Annotated in this window: 16 protein-coding genes; 14 read left to right on the forward strand and 2 right to left on the reverse strand. The window is 34.6% G+C overall.

Translation table 11 applies throughout. The features are described 5' to 3' along the window. Nucleotides 1-66: 66 nt before the first annotated feature. Both MPR_RS00400 and MPR_RS00405 read left to right on the forward strand, forming a co-directional pair. Nucleotides 67-1,062, forward strand: coding sequence for an NAD(P)H-dependent glycerol-3-phosphate dehydrogenase (locus tag MPR_RS00400; protein WP_006257848.1), 996 nt, complete (start codon nucleotides 67-69; stop codon nucleotides 1,060-1,062). A gap of 198 nt (nucleotides 1,063-1,260) precedes the next feature. Next, nucleotides 1,261-2,241 carry a TerC family protein gene (locus MPR_RS00405; protein ID WP_041888283.1) on the forward strand — a complete coding sequence of 327 codons (981 nt, stop codon included), beginning with the start codon at nucleotides 1,261-1,263 and terminating at the stop codon, nucleotides 2,239-2,241. 75 nt (nucleotides 2,242-2,316) lie between these two features. Here the strand turns inward: MPR_RS00405 and MPR_RS00410 are convergent, their stop codons facing one another. Further along, the gene (locus MPR_RS00410) at nucleotides 2,317-2,742 is read right to left on the reverse strand and encodes a c-type cytochrome (RefSeq protein ID WP_041895070.1); all 426 of its coding nucleotides are present in this window, start codon (nucleotides 2,740-2,742) and stop codon (nucleotides 2,317-2,319) included. A gap of 92 nt (nucleotides 2,743-2,834) precedes the next feature. Beyond that, nucleotides 2,835-3,242 (reverse strand): hypothetical protein, encoded by a 408-nt coding sequence (locus tag MPR_RS00415; RefSeq protein WP_041888285.1) that lies wholly within the window; start codon nucleotides 3,240-3,242, stop codon nucleotides 2,835-2,837. A 252-nt stretch (nucleotides 3,243-3,494) separates the two neighbouring features. Between MPR_RS00415 and MPR_RS00420 the strand changes: the two genes are divergently transcribed. The 12 genes from MPR_RS00420 (at nucleotide 3,495) to atpG (ending at nucleotide 15,296) form a co-directional block, all read left to right on the forward strand. Then, complete coding sequence (locus MPR_RS00420; RefSeq protein ID WP_041888287.1) at nucleotides 3,495-4,970, forward strand: DUF5687 family protein; 1,476 nt, start codon at nucleotides 3,495-3,497, stop codon at nucleotides 4,968-4,970. A gap of 1 nt (nucleotide 4,971) precedes the next feature. Next, nucleotides 4,972-5,667, forward strand: a complete 696-nt coding sequence (locus tag MPR_RS00425; RefSeq protein ID WP_041888289.1) for an ABC transporter ATP-binding protein — start codon at nucleotides 4,972-4,974, stop codon at nucleotides 5,665-5,667. Between the two features lie 719 nt (nucleotides 5,668-6,386). Beyond that, nucleotides 6,387-9,038, forward strand: a complete 2,652-nt coding sequence (porW, locus tag MPR_RS00430) for a type IX secretion system periplasmic lipoprotein PorW/SprE (protein ID WP_041888291.1) — start codon at nucleotides 6,387-6,389, stop codon at nucleotides 9,036-9,038. A 23-nt stretch (nucleotides 9,039-9,061) separates the two neighbouring features. Beyond that, entirely contained in the window at nucleotides 9,062-9,457 is a 396-nt protein-coding gene (locus tag MPR_RS00435) for a bactofilin family protein (protein ID WP_041895073.1), read from the forward strand. A 6-nt stretch (nucleotides 9,458-9,463) separates the two neighbouring features. Continuing rightward, nucleotides 9,464-9,679, forward strand: a complete 216-nt coding sequence (locus MPR_RS00440) for an AtpZ/AtpI family protein (RefSeq protein WP_041888293.1) — start codon at nucleotides 9,464-9,466, stop codon at nucleotides 9,677-9,679. Next, complete coding sequence (locus tag MPR_RS00445; RefSeq protein ID WP_006257839.1) at nucleotides 9,679-10,077, forward strand: hypothetical protein; 399 nt, start codon at nucleotides 9,679-9,681, stop codon at nucleotides 10,075-10,077. The genes MPR_RS00440 and MPR_RS00445 overlap by 1 nt, the downstream gene beginning before the upstream one ends. A gap of 105 nt (nucleotides 10,078-10,182) precedes the next feature. Continuing rightward, nucleotides 10,183-11,361 (forward strand): F0F1 ATP synthase subunit A, encoded by a 1,179-nt coding sequence (atpB, locus tag MPR_RS00450; protein ID WP_006262511.1) that lies wholly within the window; start codon nucleotides 10,183-10,185, stop codon nucleotides 11,359-11,361. Between the two features lie 55 nt (nucleotides 11,362-11,416). Then, nucleotides 11,417-11,611: an ATP synthase F0 subunit C gene (gene atpE, locus MPR_RS00455; protein ID WP_006257837.1), complete on the forward strand. Its 195-nt coding sequence runs from the start codon at nucleotides 11,417-11,419 to the stop codon at nucleotides 11,609-11,611. A 94-nt stretch (nucleotides 11,612-11,705) separates the two neighbouring features. Beyond that, nucleotides 11,706-12,206 (forward strand): F0F1 ATP synthase subunit B, encoded by a 501-nt coding sequence (locus MPR_RS00460; protein ID WP_006257836.1) that lies wholly within the window; start codon nucleotides 11,706-11,708, stop codon nucleotides 12,204-12,206. 13 nt (nucleotides 12,207-12,219) lie between these two features. Continuing rightward, on the forward strand, nucleotides 12,220-12,756 hold the full coding sequence (atpH, locus tag MPR_RS00465; RefSeq protein WP_016649962.1) for an ATP synthase F1 subunit delta: 537 nt from the start codon (nucleotides 12,220-12,222) through the stop codon (nucleotides 12,754-12,756). A 41-nt stretch (nucleotides 12,757-12,797) separates the two neighbouring features. Further along, nucleotides 12,798-14,372 carry a F0F1 ATP synthase subunit alpha gene (gene atpA / locus MPR_RS00470; RefSeq protein WP_041888299.1) on the forward strand — a complete coding sequence of 525 codons (1,575 nt, stop codon included), beginning with the start codon at nucleotides 12,798-12,800 and terminating at the stop codon, nucleotides 14,370-14,372. A 63-nt stretch (nucleotides 14,373-14,435) separates the two neighbouring features. Then, nucleotides 14,436-15,296, forward strand: a complete 861-nt coding sequence (gene atpG / locus MPR_RS00475; RefSeq protein ID WP_041888301.1) for an ATP synthase F1 subunit gamma — start codon at nucleotides 14,436-14,438, stop codon at nucleotides 15,294-15,296. Nucleotides 15,297-15,449: the final 153 nt, after the last annotated feature.

Here is a 15,449-nt window from a genome sequence, read left to right on the forward strand (position 1 = left end):
TATTGTTGTTCTAATTGTTTGCAATGTGTTTTTTACTTACTTTTGACCAACTAATAAATTTAGTGTATGAATGAATATCCGAAAATTGCAGTTATAGGTGGTGGGAGCTGGGCTACTGCTATAGTAAAAATGTTGAGCGAAAACCTAACTGAGATTGCTTGGTATATGCGTAACGAATCTGCATTAGAAGAGATAAAAGTTAATTATCACAATCCTAATTATCTAAGTTCTGTAGAATTTGATGTAGAACAATTAAGGTTGACAAATGATATTAACAAGGCAATCTCTTATGCGGATTATGTAATCTTCGCTATTCCGTCTGCGTTCTTGTCACAGGAGATGAGTAGACTACATGTTAGCCTAGAAGGGAAAGTTATCGTATCTGCGATTAAAGGGATTATCCCTGAGACGAGTCTTATCGTAGGAGAGCACTTCCATCAAACTTATAATGTACCATACGAGAACATTGCAGTAATCACTGGTCCATGTCATGCTGAAGAGGTGGCATTAGAACGTCTATCTTATTTAACGATTGCTTGTCAGACAGAAGAGTATGCTAAGACAATATCTAACTGTGTAAGCAGTCATTATATCAAAGCGAAAACAACGGATGATATTATCGGTACAGAGTATGCAGCAGTATTAAAGAATATCTATGCTGTAGCATGTGGTATCGCTCATGGTCTGGGCTATGGAGATAACTTCCAAGCTCTACTGATGAGTAATGCTATCCGTGAGATGAAGAAATTCATTAAGAAAGTGCATAGAATGAAGCGTAATATTAATAACTCTGCCTATTTAGGAGATTTATTAGTAACAGGATATTCTCTGTTCTCTCGTAACCGTATGTTTGGTAATATGATAGGTAAGGGGTATACTGTAAAGTCAGCTCAAATGGAGATGAATATGATTGCAGAAGGGTACTATGCTTCTAAAAGTGCTTATGAACTAAATAAGCAATATGGTGCTAAGACTCCGATAATCAATGCGGTATATGATATCTTGTACAATGGAAAAGATCCTAAAAAGGTATTCAGAAAACTTACTGAGAAATTAGATTAAAAAAAATATAGATTTAGCCGTGTTTAGGTTTTATTCTAAAAATGTAAAATAACTTATTGTTTTTCAATAAGTTATTTTTTTTAGCTGTATTTTTGAGATACAAAAGTTTGTTTGTAATTTGTTGATTTAATGTTAGTTATGGAGTGTTCTCTTGGGGGAGATTATTCCATTTAGTTTTGTCGAGTAAAAAATTAAAAGATGGATCATTTAATCAATCACCCTGCTTTATTAGGGGTATTTGGAGTAGTTGTTATTATCATGCTACTTTTAGACTTAGGAGTATTTAATAAACACAGTCACACTGTATCAACAAAAGAAGCATTGATCTGGACAGCGGTGTGGATAGGCTTAGCAATGTGTTTTAGTGGAGTTATTTATTATTACCTCGACTTCGAAAACTTTGCAAGGTTTCAATCAGCTTATTGGATAGAGAAAGCACTATCAGTAGATAATCTATTTGTATTTATATTGGTATTTACCTTCTTTAAGGTTCCAAAAGAATTACACCACAGAGTGTTGTTCTGGGGGATTTTAGGAGCTTTAGTATTTAGAGCTATCTTCATTTTTGCAGGTGTAGAGATTATTAATCATACATATCTACCTGCGATGGAAGTATTCGGTAGAATAGTAGAGATTAATGTGGTATTGACCATATTTGGTATCTTCTTGTTGATTTCAGGTATTAAGTCTTGGTTTGCAAAAGAGGAACACGATGAGAATGAAGACCTGTCTAAGAATTTTGCTGTACGTATGGTACATAAGTTCTTTAAGGTAAGTGATGAATATGATGGAGAGAAGTTCTTTACAGTGAAGAATGGAGTGCGTATGGTGACGCCATTATTCGTAGCATTAATGGTGATAGAGTTCACAGACGTGATCTTTGCAGTAGATAGTATACCTGCTATTTTTGCTATCGCACCAGATGATCCATTTATCTTATATACATCTAATATCTTTGCGATCTTAGGATTGAGATCATTATATTTCTTGTTAGCTAACTTTATGGATAGATTCTCTAAGTTAAAATATGGTTTAGCTATTATCTTATCTTTTATTGGTATCAAGATGATAGTATCACCATTCTACCACGTAGAATCATTAGTGTCATTAAGTATTATCGGAGGTGTATTAGTACTATCAGTAGTAGCATCATTTATGTTCCCTCCTAAAAAGGATTAATAAAAGTATATCAAATATATAATAAAAAAGCCCTTCTAACAGAAGGGCTTTCTTATATTTTATTAGTTATGATATCTATAATTTTAAAGATTTTGTAGGGCTAGTGTGTCCTCTATGACACATCGCACATGATACTACATCGATGGTCTCAGGTTTCGGGTGATTCTGCCAATTAAAGTTCTCTGCATTGATTTTTTGAGTCATTGTGATCATACCTCGAGCGTACTCTTTTTCTTTTTTTGTATCTGCAGCGAAGTCTAGTTTATCTGTTCCTTCTACTGTAGTATGACAGTATCCACATTTCACTCCTAACGCATCATTATAACCTCTCATTAGCCCTTTAAGGCTGTCATTAGAAATATTTTTCGGTAATACCTTTAAGTTCTTCCACTCTGTATCTCCTGCTTTACTTTCTGTTACAAGAGTTGACGAGCTAAAAGCAAACAATGTTACTAATACACCTAAACAGCATAAAATACTCAATACGTTTTTAATTTTCATAATCATCTATTTTTTAAGTTGTGCTTACCAAATTAAGCAAACTAACATTTGGATTGATTATAAATTAAGGTGTTGATAGATAGGGTATTAAATTATTTTGCTAATATCCCTTTTTTACTAGTAAATGGCAATGTCTGTAAATGTGCATCTCCTAGAGAGTCCTGAATGAAGGTATATGTCTTGTCGTATAATTTTCCTCCTTGGAAGAAAGTAAGCATAAACGAATTACTCAGTTTAAAAACAGATTCATCTAGCAATTCTATTTTTACACTTTCTTTTGGAGCTAGAGATTTAAATGCATGTCTAAATACTCCTGTACCTCTTACTTCACCATCTATCTCACCTATCGCTTGTGATACTACTAGGATAGCTTCCATTTCTTGATCTGAGTTATTGAATAGATATGCGTACCATGAGTCTGCTAAGAATTCTTCGTTATATTCTTTTATGATTGCAATCTCTATATCTTTTACTACTGGAATCTCTATGTCTTTTTTCATTGTATTAATATTTTGGGCAAAGATAAATGATTTTGTCCTAAATATGGTAGTGATTGAAGTGAGGTAGAGTTGGTTTAATATTGTAGTATAAATAAGTTGTTGAGTGTTAATTTTTAGGTTAATTGTAGGTTTTTTGCTGATGTATGTTTGTGTTGATTTTAATAATAAAGTAAATAATTTAAAATAATGCTGTCTTAGTTGTAACAAAACACCTAAATAGAGTACTAATTGTTATAATAAATATTTATAGCAATGCGTAAGTTGTTTGTTTTTTTAGAAAAGAAAAGATTGTCTCGAAGCAATGATAAGACCATGAATACGATATTGGTTGTCTTTAAGTGGATAGCGATAGTGTATTTTGGTTTACTGTTTTTGGTAATGGGGATGAGTGGATTCTTTATTATCGAAGATATGAATCTAGGTATGGGATCACCTATACAGGTGATTAGTAGATTTTGGATGTATTATATGGTGATGGAGATGTTTATGAGGTTTACACTTCAGAAGTTGCCTACTGCTACTATAAAACCATTGCTCGTACTGCCTTTCCCTAAGATTAAGATCGTAAACTTCTATATAGGAAGTTCATTCATCAGTGCGTTTAACTTTATTCAGTTACTATTTATTCTTCCATTTGCGATAGTTAGTATGGTACAGGGATATTCTGTTCTAGGAGTGATTGCTTGGATGATAGCTGTCTATTTATGTGTGTGTACGATGCACTTTGTCAATATACTGATAGAGTCTTATAAATCTGTTTTTATAGCTGTTATAGTCGTATTCGGCTTATTAGCTGCGATTCAGTATTACCAATTATTTGACAGCACTTTATACACACAGCACTTGTTGTATAGTGTGTATGAATATCCTGCATTAGTATTAGTCTACGGTGGAGTGTTATGGTTAGCTATTAAGATGACAGTGCATTACTACGCTAAGAATATGTATATGGATGATCTGCTAAAGGTCAAGGTAGAAGTAGCGACTACACGTGAGATGAAATGGTTAGATGGATTTGGAACGTATGCTTCTTTTCTTAAGAATGATTTGCGACTAATCACTCGTAATAAAAGAGCACGCACAACAGTATTAATGAGTGTATTATTTATGTTCTACGGATTCCTTATACTTCGCCCAACAGAAATGGGAGGGTATCCGACCTTTATGCTAATCTTCGTTGCCTTCTTTGTATCAGGTGGTTTCCTAATGATGTTTGGACAGTATGTGCCTAGTTGGGATTCTTCTTATTACTCTTTTATGATGACTCAGAATATCACGTATAAGAATTATTTAAAGTCTAAATGGTTAATTATTGCATTGGGAACTGGTGTGTCTATGTTGGCGGCGGTATTGTATATCTGGACGAGTATGGATCTAGTGTATTTGATCATTGCGAATGGAGTGTTTAATATTGGTATTAATGGTTATATCGTATTATGGGGAGGTGCTTATCTAAAAAGCCCTGTAGATCTAACAGCGAACAAGAATGTGTTTGCAGATAAGAATGCATTTAATCTAAGGGTAATGCTGATCTCGCTACCGAAGCTCTTTTTGCCTATTCTAATCTATTATATCGGCTTTTGGGTATATGGTTTTTGGGGAGGATTCACCTTGTTAACCGGAATAGGGATCATAGGCATGTTCTTCCAAAATCAGGCGTTTAAGTACATAGAGAAAATTTATAAACAAGAAAAATATAGCACAATAGAGGCTTTTAAATCTAAGTAATATGATAGTAGTAAATAATTTAGTAAAGTCTTATGGTCAACAGACTGTTTTAAATATACCTAGTTTAGAAATAACAAAAGGACAAAGTGTTGGATTGGTTGGGAATAATGGAGCTGGTAAAACGACCTTTTTTAGCCTTCTATTAGATCTAATCAAGCCTACTCAAGGGAGCATTTCTAATAAAGGGAATGTAGTTAGTGAAAATGAGGAATGGAAAAAGTATACAGGATCATTCTTTGATGATTCTTTTTTAATCGGGTATTTGACACCTGAAGAATATTTTTATTTCGTTGGTGAACTGAGAGGGATGTCTCGTACAGATATAGAAAGTTATTTAAACGAATATGTGAGTTTCTTCAATGGAGAAGTGCTGAATCAACGTAAATATTTGCGTGATTTCTCTAAAGGTAATCAAAAGAAGGTAGGTATTATAGCAGCTTTTATGGGAAAACCAGAGTTAGTTATCTTAGACGAACCGTTTGCTAATCTGGATCCGACTACACAGTTGAGATTAAAAGAATTGGTAAAACAAAAGATGAAAGATAGAGAGATCACAATTATTATATCAAGTCATGATCTTCAACATACTTATGAGGTGTCTGATCGTGTGATCGCCTTAGAAAAAGGACAAATCATGAAAGATGTCTTGACTCAGGATATCACGTTTGATGCATTAGAAGAGTTCTTTCAGGTATGATAGAATGCATTTCTTTTTCGTCTCAGTTTGATTAAAATGAAATAATACATTATGGTATAATGACATTGTTTTAGATTGGGATGATTAGGTTAAAATAAAGATAGAAATATTAATAGATGCGCTTCGATTTCGTTATGGATGTATGAGAGAAGAGCGTTTCGCTTGCACTTCTTAGGGGATTGCTAGGAGTTTTCTAGGGGTTTTCTTGCCTAGAAGGTGCTTTTCTCGAAGAAAGGTGCAAGAAACCCTCAAGCAATCCCCTAGTAAATCAGTATCAAGCTACTTTTGGTTTATAAATAGACACTGATAAAGACTAGATTTATTTTGGGGTTGTTTTGCTTTTTTGTGAATTCAAAAAGCTCATTAATAATCGAACGAAAAAGAAGAATATTACTTAATTGGTTAGTTAGCGGGACTCTAGTAAATATATTTTGCTAGAGTTTTGTGTTTATAGCTATAACCTAAGATTCCATAAAAGTAGAATAATAGAAAATATAGGATATTGTGAATGTTTTAGTGATATGAGGTTAGATTTCTATAGGATGCTATAAATTGACTGAGATATTGCGATAAGTAGTGTAAATTACTTTTATAGGTTTTGTTTCTGTAGAACTTTAAAAACTTTTAAAATACTGTAGAAGTATTACTAAAAGTAATGTATTTTTACGTTTTGTTATATACTAAAATAGTGAATTTGTAGTTTTTAAGTAAAGCTCATTGTGTTGAATACTCGTTTTAAATATCTGATTTTTTTAGTTTTACTTCTTTTGGGAGCGGCTTGTTCTGTAAAGAAAGATAAGTTATTGAATAGAGGGTATCACGCGATGACTACTCGGTATAATATTCTATATAACGGAGAATTGGCTTATGATGAGGCTTTAATTTCTTTAAAAAAGGATTATTACGATGACTTTTGGGAGATACTTCCTGTAGAGCGCATCGACATTAAAATAGACTCTACACGTGAGTTTGACAGAGGTAGATCACTAGAGTCTAAAAAAGGATCTATTCTAGAAAATGTGCAAGTAGATGGAGCTAATGTTACAGGAGAAGAAGAGCAAGGAGAGGTAGGATTTAGACGAGCTGAAGACAAGGCTGCTAAGGCCATTCAGAAGCACTCTATGTACATAAAAGGGCGTGAGCGCAACTTCCAGATCGATGATGCTTATCTGATGTTAGGACAGGCTAGATACTATGATGGACGTTTTGTACCTGCGCTAGAGGCTTTTAATTATATTCTGTATAAGTACCCAGATGGGAGCTTAATAAATGATGCGATCATCTGGCGTGAGAAATCTAATGTGCGCCTTACTTATGATGATATTGCGATTAAAAATTTAAATGAATTTCTTCGAGATAAAAAAGATAAACTAAGGAAGCAGCAGGTAGCAGATGCGAATGCTACGCTTACTCAGGCTTATATCAATATAGAGGAATATGCTTCTGCTATACCGCCTCTAAAGATCGCTATAGAACACACTAAGGATAAGGAGGAGTATGCACGTTATACGTTTATCCTTGGGCAGCTATATGCTAAGTTAGGCAAGGAGATGGAAGCGAATGAGGCTTTCGGTATTGTAATCGATATGAATCGAAAGAGCCCTCGATCTTATGTGATACAGTCTCATGCGCAGCAGTTTGGTCTGAAGCCTACTCAGGCTAAAGATTCGGTAGCATTTTTAAAGAAGTATAAAAGATTAATTAGAGATAGAGAGAACAGAGATTACTTAGATGTATTACATCGTCAGGTGGGACTGTTCTACGAGGGTAGTGGCAATACAAAAGAGGCATTAAAATCGCTAAAAAGAGCTGTTAAGTTAAGTAAAGGAGATAAGCAGTTAAAGTCTAAAAACTACTTGAGTATAGCCGAGATTTACTTTAATGAGGCTGGTTATGCGTTGGCTGGTCAGTATTATGACAGTGTATTATCTATCATGCCTGCTAAGGCTAAAGAGCGCTTTAGAATCACTAAGAGACGTGATGCATTAAGAGATGTGGTGAAATATGAGAGAGTCGCTCATGTGAATGATAGTGTACTTCGATTAGTAGCGATGAGTGAAAATCAACGTATTGCTTATTTTCAGAAATATGTAGATGAGCTAAGAAAAGAAGACTTTAGAAAACTACAGGCAACACTTAAAAAGCAAAAAGGAGGGAATCAGAATTATTTTAATATGGCTACTTTCGGTGATGCTATAGATGTGGCTTTTGGTACAAATAATCAACAGACAGGAGGCAGTTCTACATTCTACTTCTACTCAACTCAAGCCGCTGCTTTTGGAAAGACAGAGTTTAGAAGAAAGTGGGGAAATAGACCTTCAGTGGATAACTGGAGATGGGCGAGTGATATACAAGAAGCACAGAATAATGCTGTAGTGGAGGAACAAGCCGCTCAGAATGCAAATCAGGATAATAGTACTGAGCAGTTTAACGATACTAGATATGATATCAATAGCTATATTTCGAAAATTCCAAGTGATGAAAAAGAAATAGCGTCTATCAAGAAGGATAGAGACTTTGCTTATTTCCAACTGGGATCTATGTATGCAGATCGATTTAAGAAATATGATTTAGCGAGTAAGCGATTAGAGTCATTATTGACCTTTGACCCTGCCGAGAGATTGATTCTGCCGAGTATGTATAAGCTCTATAAGATATACTTAGAGATAGATATGGCTAAGGCAATAGCGATGAAGGATAGAATAATTAATCTATATCCTAATTCTAGATATGCCAAGTTATTACAGAATATGTCTATGGATAAGATCGATGACTTATCACCAGAGCAGATTTATGGACAGGCGTATAAGGTGTATGCAGATGGTACAGATTATAATAATGCATTGCGAACTATAGATAGTGCTCTAGAGCGATTCGATGATGAAGGCTATGTGAGCAAACTAGAGTTGTTAAAAGCTCATGTGATTGGGCGATTAAAAGGGCTAGAAGCCTATAAAGAAGCATTGAACTTTGTGGCTCTGACCTATAGCTCTTCTCGTGAAGGAAGAGAAGCAGAGGAGTTGTTAAAGACAACAATCCCAATGTTAGAAGCTAGGGAGTTCTCAAGTGGAGATTCAAAGAATTGGAAAGTAGTGTTGCTAGTACAAGACAAGGACTCAGGCGCTAATCAAATGGTTAGTCGTAGTTTTATACAGTTTGCAACAGCTAATAGCAGTAAAGGGATTAAGTACTCAGAGGATCCTTATATCGGTGTAGGAGAGTTCTTTGTATTACATGGATTTAAGAATAAAGAGGAAGCAGAGCAGGCTGCTAGAAGTGTAAACAGCAACGCTGTTACTATAAGTGCAGATAATTATATTATCGTTCAGATTAAGAAGAATTGGGAGAAGTATATAGCTCCATCAGAATAAGGTTGAAAAAAAGTAAAGAAATTATGTTCCAAAAAACGAAAAATGACGGGTCTATAGATCATTTAGGTAAGACAAATAGAATTATTGAGGCTACAACAATTAAGGGTGATATTGAGGCAGTTACAGACTTGCGCCTAGACGGAATCTTACATGGAAACTTAAAGGTTAAAGGAAGAGTAGTAGTAGGACCTCAAGCCCAAATCATAGGAAATGTGGAGTGTGAAAATGCGGATATAGAAGGCCTAGTAGAAGGTGTTCTGAAGGTAAAAGATTTACTGCATATCAAGGAGACTGCAGAGGTAAAAGGAGATTTATTAGTAGGTAGACTTTCGGTAGTACCAGGGGCTAAGATTCAAGTGAAATGCGATATGGCTATAGCAGGAAGCGGAGAGCAAGGTTCAGGTAAGAAAGGAAAATAATTAGAAGTGAAAAAAAATTCAGGCCCAAACCGTTGGTTAAATTTAATTAATATCCCTATTCAGATGGGGGTAACTATTTACTTGTTTCACTTGTTAGGTACTTGGTTAGATGAAAAATATAATTTAGTTGACGGATTAGCAAATAAAATTTGTACGTTAATTGGAGTAGGATTAGCTTTGTACCAAGTTATAAAACAAGTAAATCAATTAAATAAAGATTAATGGATAAGGAAACAGTAAGTTTAAGTTTAAAACTTTTTGGGGTTTTAGCAGTTATATTTGCAATTCATTTTGCACTTTTTACATATACTGATTTTGGTCAGTCATTTGTAGAATTAGGTTATTCATTAGCGGGTTTTTATGGCTTTGAATTTATTTTTTCTATAGGAATGTTATTTGCTATGCAAGGAATAAAAACAAGTATGCCTAACAGTTTAGGATATGTGTTTTTAGGCTTTATTACAGTTAGGTTATTGGCTAGTTACCTGTTTGTAAGAGAAGGATTAGATAGCGAGAATGTTGATGAACTATTTAAGTATAATTTTCTGTTAGTTGTCTTGATTTATCTAGGTGGAGATGCTTTTATTGCATATCGTATTTTAAATAAGAAGGTTAGTTAACAAAAAGATAATAAAAAAAAGTTTCGCAAGAAAGTATGAAAGTCTAAGATTTATTGTACTTTTGCACAAAATTTTAAGAACCATAAATATTCAAGAAGTTAAGGTATGGTGACTCTGAAGAAATCACTGAATTTATTAGCAGCTGTAATTTTTACAGCATCGTCGGTATTTTCGTACGCACAAAGTAATGCTCAGAAGCTTGAAGAATCTATTCAAGAAACAGAGCAGTCAATTGAAGAAACAATCGCTGCTGTAGAAGGTACAGAGCATGTAGAAGGTGAAAAAACACAAGCTGAAAAAGTGCAAGATCACATCACGCACCACTTAGCAGATGATTACTCTTTCATTTTCTTCTCAGACGAGGCTACTGGTAAACACTATGGGTTTCCGTTGCCAGTTATTTTAATAGACAATGGTCTTAAAGTATTTATGTCATCAGAATTTGACTACGGTAACAAAGTAGTTGAAAAAGACGGACAACACTACAAGTTATATCACAGTAAGATATACAAAACTGATGCAGCTGGTACTATCGAGTACGATGCTGAGCATCATCCTACAAATGAGAAGCCATTAGATTTTTCCATCACTAAAAATGTGGCATCATTATTATTTACTACAGTATTAATCTTCCTTATGTTCTTAAGCTTAGCTAAGACATACAAAAAAGGACCGAACAACTTGCCTAAAGGTTTTGCAAGAGCTTTAGAACCAATGGTACTTTATGTTCGTGATGAAATGGCTATTCCAAATATCGGAAAAGACAAATACAAAAAGTTCATGCCATACTTACTGTCAGTATTCTTTTTAATTTTCTTATTGAACTTATTAGGATTGACTCCACTAGGATTCAACGTTACAGGAAGTATTTCGGTAACTGCGTGTTTGGCAATCTTTACATTCATAATTACACAGTTCTCTGCTAACAAGGATTATTGGAAGCACATGTTCTGGATGCCAGGTGTACCAGCGCCAATGAAATTAATGTTAGCACCTATTGAAGTATTAGGAGCATTAATTAAACCATTCTCATTGATGGTTCGTTTATTCGCTAACATTACAGCAGGTCACTCAGTAGTATTTGGACTTATCGCTATTATCTTCGTGATGAAAGAAGCTTTAGGTACTGCTGGAGCAGTAGGGATAGGATTCTTCTTATCAACGTTCTTAGTTGTATTAGAGATCTTAGTTGCTTTCTTACAAGCGTTCATCTTTACAATGTTATCTTCATTGTTTATCGGAATGGCTGTAGCAGAGCACGAACATGATGAGGCTCATCATTAATAGAATTAAATTAGAATAAAAATAAAATTTGTTTAATTAATATAAATCAATCACTATGACATTACCAAACATTATTGGTGCAGGTTTAATCGTAATCGGAGCTGGTTACGGATTAGGAAAAATCGGATCTTCTGCAATGGACGCTATCGCTCGTCAACCAGAAGCTGCTGGAAAAATCCAAACTGCAATGATCATTATTGGAGCTTTATTGGAAGGTTTAGCATTCGGTGCTTTAATCTTAGGTAAATAATCCAAGACAAGTAAAAGAGTTTATCTGTAACGGTTGGTTGCAGATAAACTTCTTAATTAAACAACATAGGTATTAAAAAGTATAATTTTAGATAATGGATAAATTAATTAACGATTTCGGTTTTGGATTATTTTTCTGGCAGTTCATCATTTTATTGGTGATTGTATTCATCCTAGGAAAATTTGCATGGAAACCAATTGTAAATGCTTTAGAGGCTCGTGAAGAGGGTATCGCTGATGCATTAGCAGCTGCTGAAAATGCTAAAAGAGAAATGGCTAATTTAAAAGCTGATAACGAGAAATTATTGGCAGAAGCTCGTGCTGAGCGTGATGCTTTAATTAAAGAAGCTCGTGAGATTAAAGAAAAAATGTTAGCTGACGCTAAAACTGAAGGTGAAGCTGTAGGAGCAAAAATGATTGCTCAAGCAAAAGCTGCTATCGAAAGTGAAAGAGCTACTGCTATCGTTGAGTTAAAAACTCAAGTTTCTTCTATTTCTATTGAAATTGCTGAGAAATTATTAAAAGAACAATTAGCTAACACTGAAGCTCAATCTAAATTGGTTGAGAAGATGTTAGACGAAGTTAAATTAAACTAATAAAAGGATCATTATGGTAAGCACTAGAGCAGCTGCAAGATATGCAAAAGCAATGCTAGAAGTTTCTGGTCAAAAAGGAAATGCTGAGGCTATTAATAGCGATATGATCTTGATCTCTGAATCAGTATCTCAAAGTGAAGACTTAAAAGTGTTTTTAACTAATCCTATCGTGAGTGGTGAGATTAAATTAAATGCTTTGTTAGAAGTATTCGCTAATGTTGATCAAAGTACTAAAGAATTGTTTAAAGTGCTTAAAGCGAACAATAGATTTGAAATCTTAGGTGTAATCGCTTTACAGTTTCAAGAGCAATACGAAGCTTTGAAAGGTATAGAGAGAGTTGTAGTTACTACGGCTGTTCCAATGGATGCCGCTTTAGAGAGTAAAGTTTTATCTAAAGTTCAAAGTTTAGCTCCTGGAAAACAAATTGTTATTTCAAATATAGTAGATGCTTCTATCTTAGGAGGATTTATCTTGAAAATGGGAGATAAACAGTACAATGCTTCAATAGCGAATCAATTACAAGTTTTAAAAAGAGAATTAACTAATTAAAAAATCACCGCACGAATGTTCGTGTATAAACATAGATAAAAATGGCGGAAATTAAACCAGCTGAAATATCAGCGATTTTAAAGAAACAATTATCTGGATTTAGCTCAGAGGCTTCTTTAGAAGAAGTAGGAACAGTACTTGAAGTAGGAGATGGTGTTGCTCGTGTATACGGGTTAACAAATGCTGAATACGGAGAGCTAGTTGTATTCGAGAATGGACTAGAAGCAATGGTGCAGAACCTTGAAGAGGATAATGTAGGTATTGTATTGTTAGGAGCTCCTACTGGTGTTAAAGAAGGATCTACAGTAAAAAGAACAGGTCGTATCGCTTCACTTAAAGTAGGTGAGAAAATGGTAGGACGTGTTGTTAATACATTAGGTCTTCCAATCGATGGTAAAGGTGCTATCGAAGGTGATTTATATGAGATGCCATTAGAGCGTAAAGCTCCTGGGGTAATCTACCGTCAACCAGTAACTGAGCCGTTACAAACAGGTATTAAATCTGTTGATGCCATGATTCCAATCGGACGTGGACAACGTGAGTTAGTAATTGGTGACCGTCAAACAGGAAAAACAACTGTTTGTATCGATACTATCTTAAATCAAAAAGAATTTTACGATGCTGGGCAACCAGTATATTGTATATATGTAGCTATTGGACAAAAAGCTTCTACTGTAGCAGGAATTGCTAAAACTTTAGAAGATAAAGGTGCAATGGACTATACTATTATCGTAGCTGCTAATGCTTCGGATCCAGCTCCAATGCAAGTTTACTCTGCAATGGCTGGTGCTGCTATCGGAGAGTACTTCCGTGATACAGGACGTCCTGCATTAATTATCTATGATGATTTATCTAAACAAGCGGTAGCTTACCGTGAGATGTCATTAATCTTACGTCGTCCACCAGGTCGTGAGGCTTACCCTGGAGACGTTTTCTACCTTCACTCAAGATTATTAGAGCGTGCTGCTCGTATTATTGGTGATGATGAAATCGCTAAGAACATGAATGACTTACCAGAGTCTATCAGACCATTCGTTAAAGGTGGTGGTTCATTAACTGCTTTACCTATTATCGAAACTCAAGCTGGTGACGTTTCTGCTTATATCCCAACTAACGTAATTTCGATTACTGATGGACAGATATTCTTAGAATCTGATTTATTTAACTCAGGTGTTCGTCCAGCTATTAACGTAGGTATTTCTGTATCTCGTGTTGGAGGTTCTGCTCAAATTAAATCAATGAAGAAAGTAGCTGGTACTTTGAAACTTGACCAAGCTCAATACCGTGAGTTAGAAGCTTTCGCTAAGTTTGGTTCTGACTTAGATGCTGCTACAATGAACGTTATCTCTAAAGGACAACGTAACGTTGAGATCTTAAAACAAGCTGTTAACGATCCATATACTGTAGAAGATCAGGTAGCTATTATCTATGCAGGTTCTAAAAACCTTCTTAGAAGCGTACCAGTTTCTAAAGTAAAAGAGTTCGAAAAGGATTATTTAGATGCTTTAAACTCTCGTCATAGAGATGTATTAGATCAGTTAAAAGCTGGTAAATTCACTGATGAAATTACTGGTGTACTTGAGAAAGTAGCTAAAGAGATTTCTGCAAAATATTAAGAAATAATGTTTGTCTACAAGTGATATCATGTCACTTGTAGATAAATTTATATACAATTTACAATGGCAAACCTTAAAGAAATACGTAATAGGATTTCATCAATCGGATCGACAATGCAGATTACTTCTGCTATGAAGATGGTATCTGCAGCTAAGCTTAAAAAAGCTACTGATACTATTATGGCTATGCGTCCATATTCAGAAAAGTTGACTGAATTGATTCAAAATGTTAGCGCAACTTTAGAAGGTGATAATTCAGGAGTATATTCTCAAACTAGAGAGGTTAAGAATGTTCTTCTTGTGGTTATTACTTCAAACAGAGGTTTGTGTGGTGGTTTTAACGCGAATATTATCAAACAAATTAATGCGCTTAAAGCTACTCAATATAAAGACGTTAATGTTGATTTATTGACAATTGGTAAAAAAGGTCACGATATATTACGTAAATCTTTTACTGTAATTGAGAACAAAAGTGATTTGTTTGATCATGTAGATTTTGCAAATTGTGCTGTTATAGCTGAACAAATGATGGAAGCTTTCGTTGAAGAGAAGTATGATTCAATTCAGATCGTTTACAATCAGTTCAAAAATGCTGCTACACAAGATGTAGTAACAGAACAGTTTTTACCATTGTTACCAGTTGAAACTAGTGAGAATACTAGTTCTGACTATATTTATGAGCCTTCTAAAGAAGAGATTATTAATACATTAATTCCTCTTTCTTTAAAAACTCAATTATTAAAAGCGGTTGCGGACTCTGTAGCTTCTGAACATGGAGCTCGTATGACTGCGATGCACAAAGCAACTGATAACGCTAAAGACTTACGTGATGAATTAACGTTAAGTTACAACAAAGCTCGTCAAGCTGCTATTACAAATGAAATTCTAGAAATTGTTGGTGGTGCTGAGGCATTAAACAACTAATCTGAATATTATACTTTTAAAAAAGGGATACTCGTCTGAGTATCCCTTTTTTTGTATTATTAAGTGATTTAAGACGCTTTTTGATATGAGGTATCTGTTTGTTAGGAAATTGATGAAGAGCAGCTTAAAAAGCTTTTAATGTAGTTAGTTAGT

Source organism: Myroides profundi (assembly GCF_000833025.1).
GTDB lineage: Bacteria > Bacteroidota > Bacteroidia > Flavobacteriales > Flavobacteriaceae > Flavobacterium > Flavobacterium profundi_A.

What these genes read in the sequence shown, in the direction of transcription:
- MPR_RS00400 (WP_006257848.1), top strand. Translation starts at nt 67, where the DNA reads ATGAATGAATATCCGAAAATTGCAGTTATAGGTGGTGGGAGCTGGGCT.
- MPR_RS00405 (WP_041888283.1), top strand. Translation starts at nt 1,261, where the DNA reads ATGGATCATTTAATCAATCACCCTGCTTTATTAGGGGTATTTGGAGTA.
- MPR_RS00410 (WP_041895070.1), bottom strand. Translation starts at nt 2,742, where the DNA reads ATGAAAATTAAAAACGTATTGAGTATTTTATGCTGTTTAGGTGTATTA.
- MPR_RS00415 (WP_041888285.1), bottom strand. Translation starts at nt 3,242, where the DNA reads ATGAAAAAAGACATAGAGATTCCAGTAGTAAAAGATATAGAGATTGCA.
- MPR_RS00420 (WP_041888287.1), top strand. Translation starts at nt 3,495, where the DNA reads ATGCGTAAGTTGTTTGTTTTTTTAGAAAAGAAAAGATTGTCTCGAAGC.
- MPR_RS00425 (WP_041888289.1), top strand. Translation starts at nt 4,972, where the DNA reads ATGATAGTAGTAAATAATTTAGTAAAGTCTTATGGTCAACAGACTGTT.
- MPR_RS00435 (WP_041895073.1), top strand. Translation starts at nt 9,062, where the DNA reads ATGTTCCAAAAAACGAAAAATGACGGGTCTATAGATCATTTAGGTAAG.
- MPR_RS00445 (WP_006257839.1), top strand. Translation starts at nt 9,679, where the DNA reads ATGGATAAGGAAACAGTAAGTTTAAGTTTAAAACTTTTTGGGGTTTTA.
- atpB (WP_006262511.1), top strand. Translation starts at nt 10,183, where the DNA reads ATGGTGACTCTGAAGAAATCACTGAATTTATTAGCAGCTGTAATTTTT.
- atpE (WP_006257837.1), top strand. Translation starts at nt 11,417, where the DNA reads ATGACATTACCAAACATTATTGGTGCAGGTTTAATCGTAATCGGAGCT.
- MPR_RS00460 (WP_006257836.1), top strand. Translation starts at nt 11,706, where the DNA reads ATGGATAAATTAATTAACGATTTCGGTTTTGGATTATTTTTCTGGCAG.
- atpH (WP_016649962.1), top strand. Translation starts at nt 12,220, where the DNA reads ATGGTAAGCACTAGAGCAGCTGCAAGATATGCAAAAGCAATGCTAGAA.
- atpA (WP_041888299.1), top strand. Translation starts at nt 12,798, where the DNA reads ATGGCGGAAATTAAACCAGCTGAAATATCAGCGATTTTAAAGAAACAA.
- atpG (WP_041888301.1), top strand. Translation starts at nt 14,436, where the DNA reads ATGGCAAACCTTAAAGAAATACGTAATAGGATTTCATCAATCGGATCG.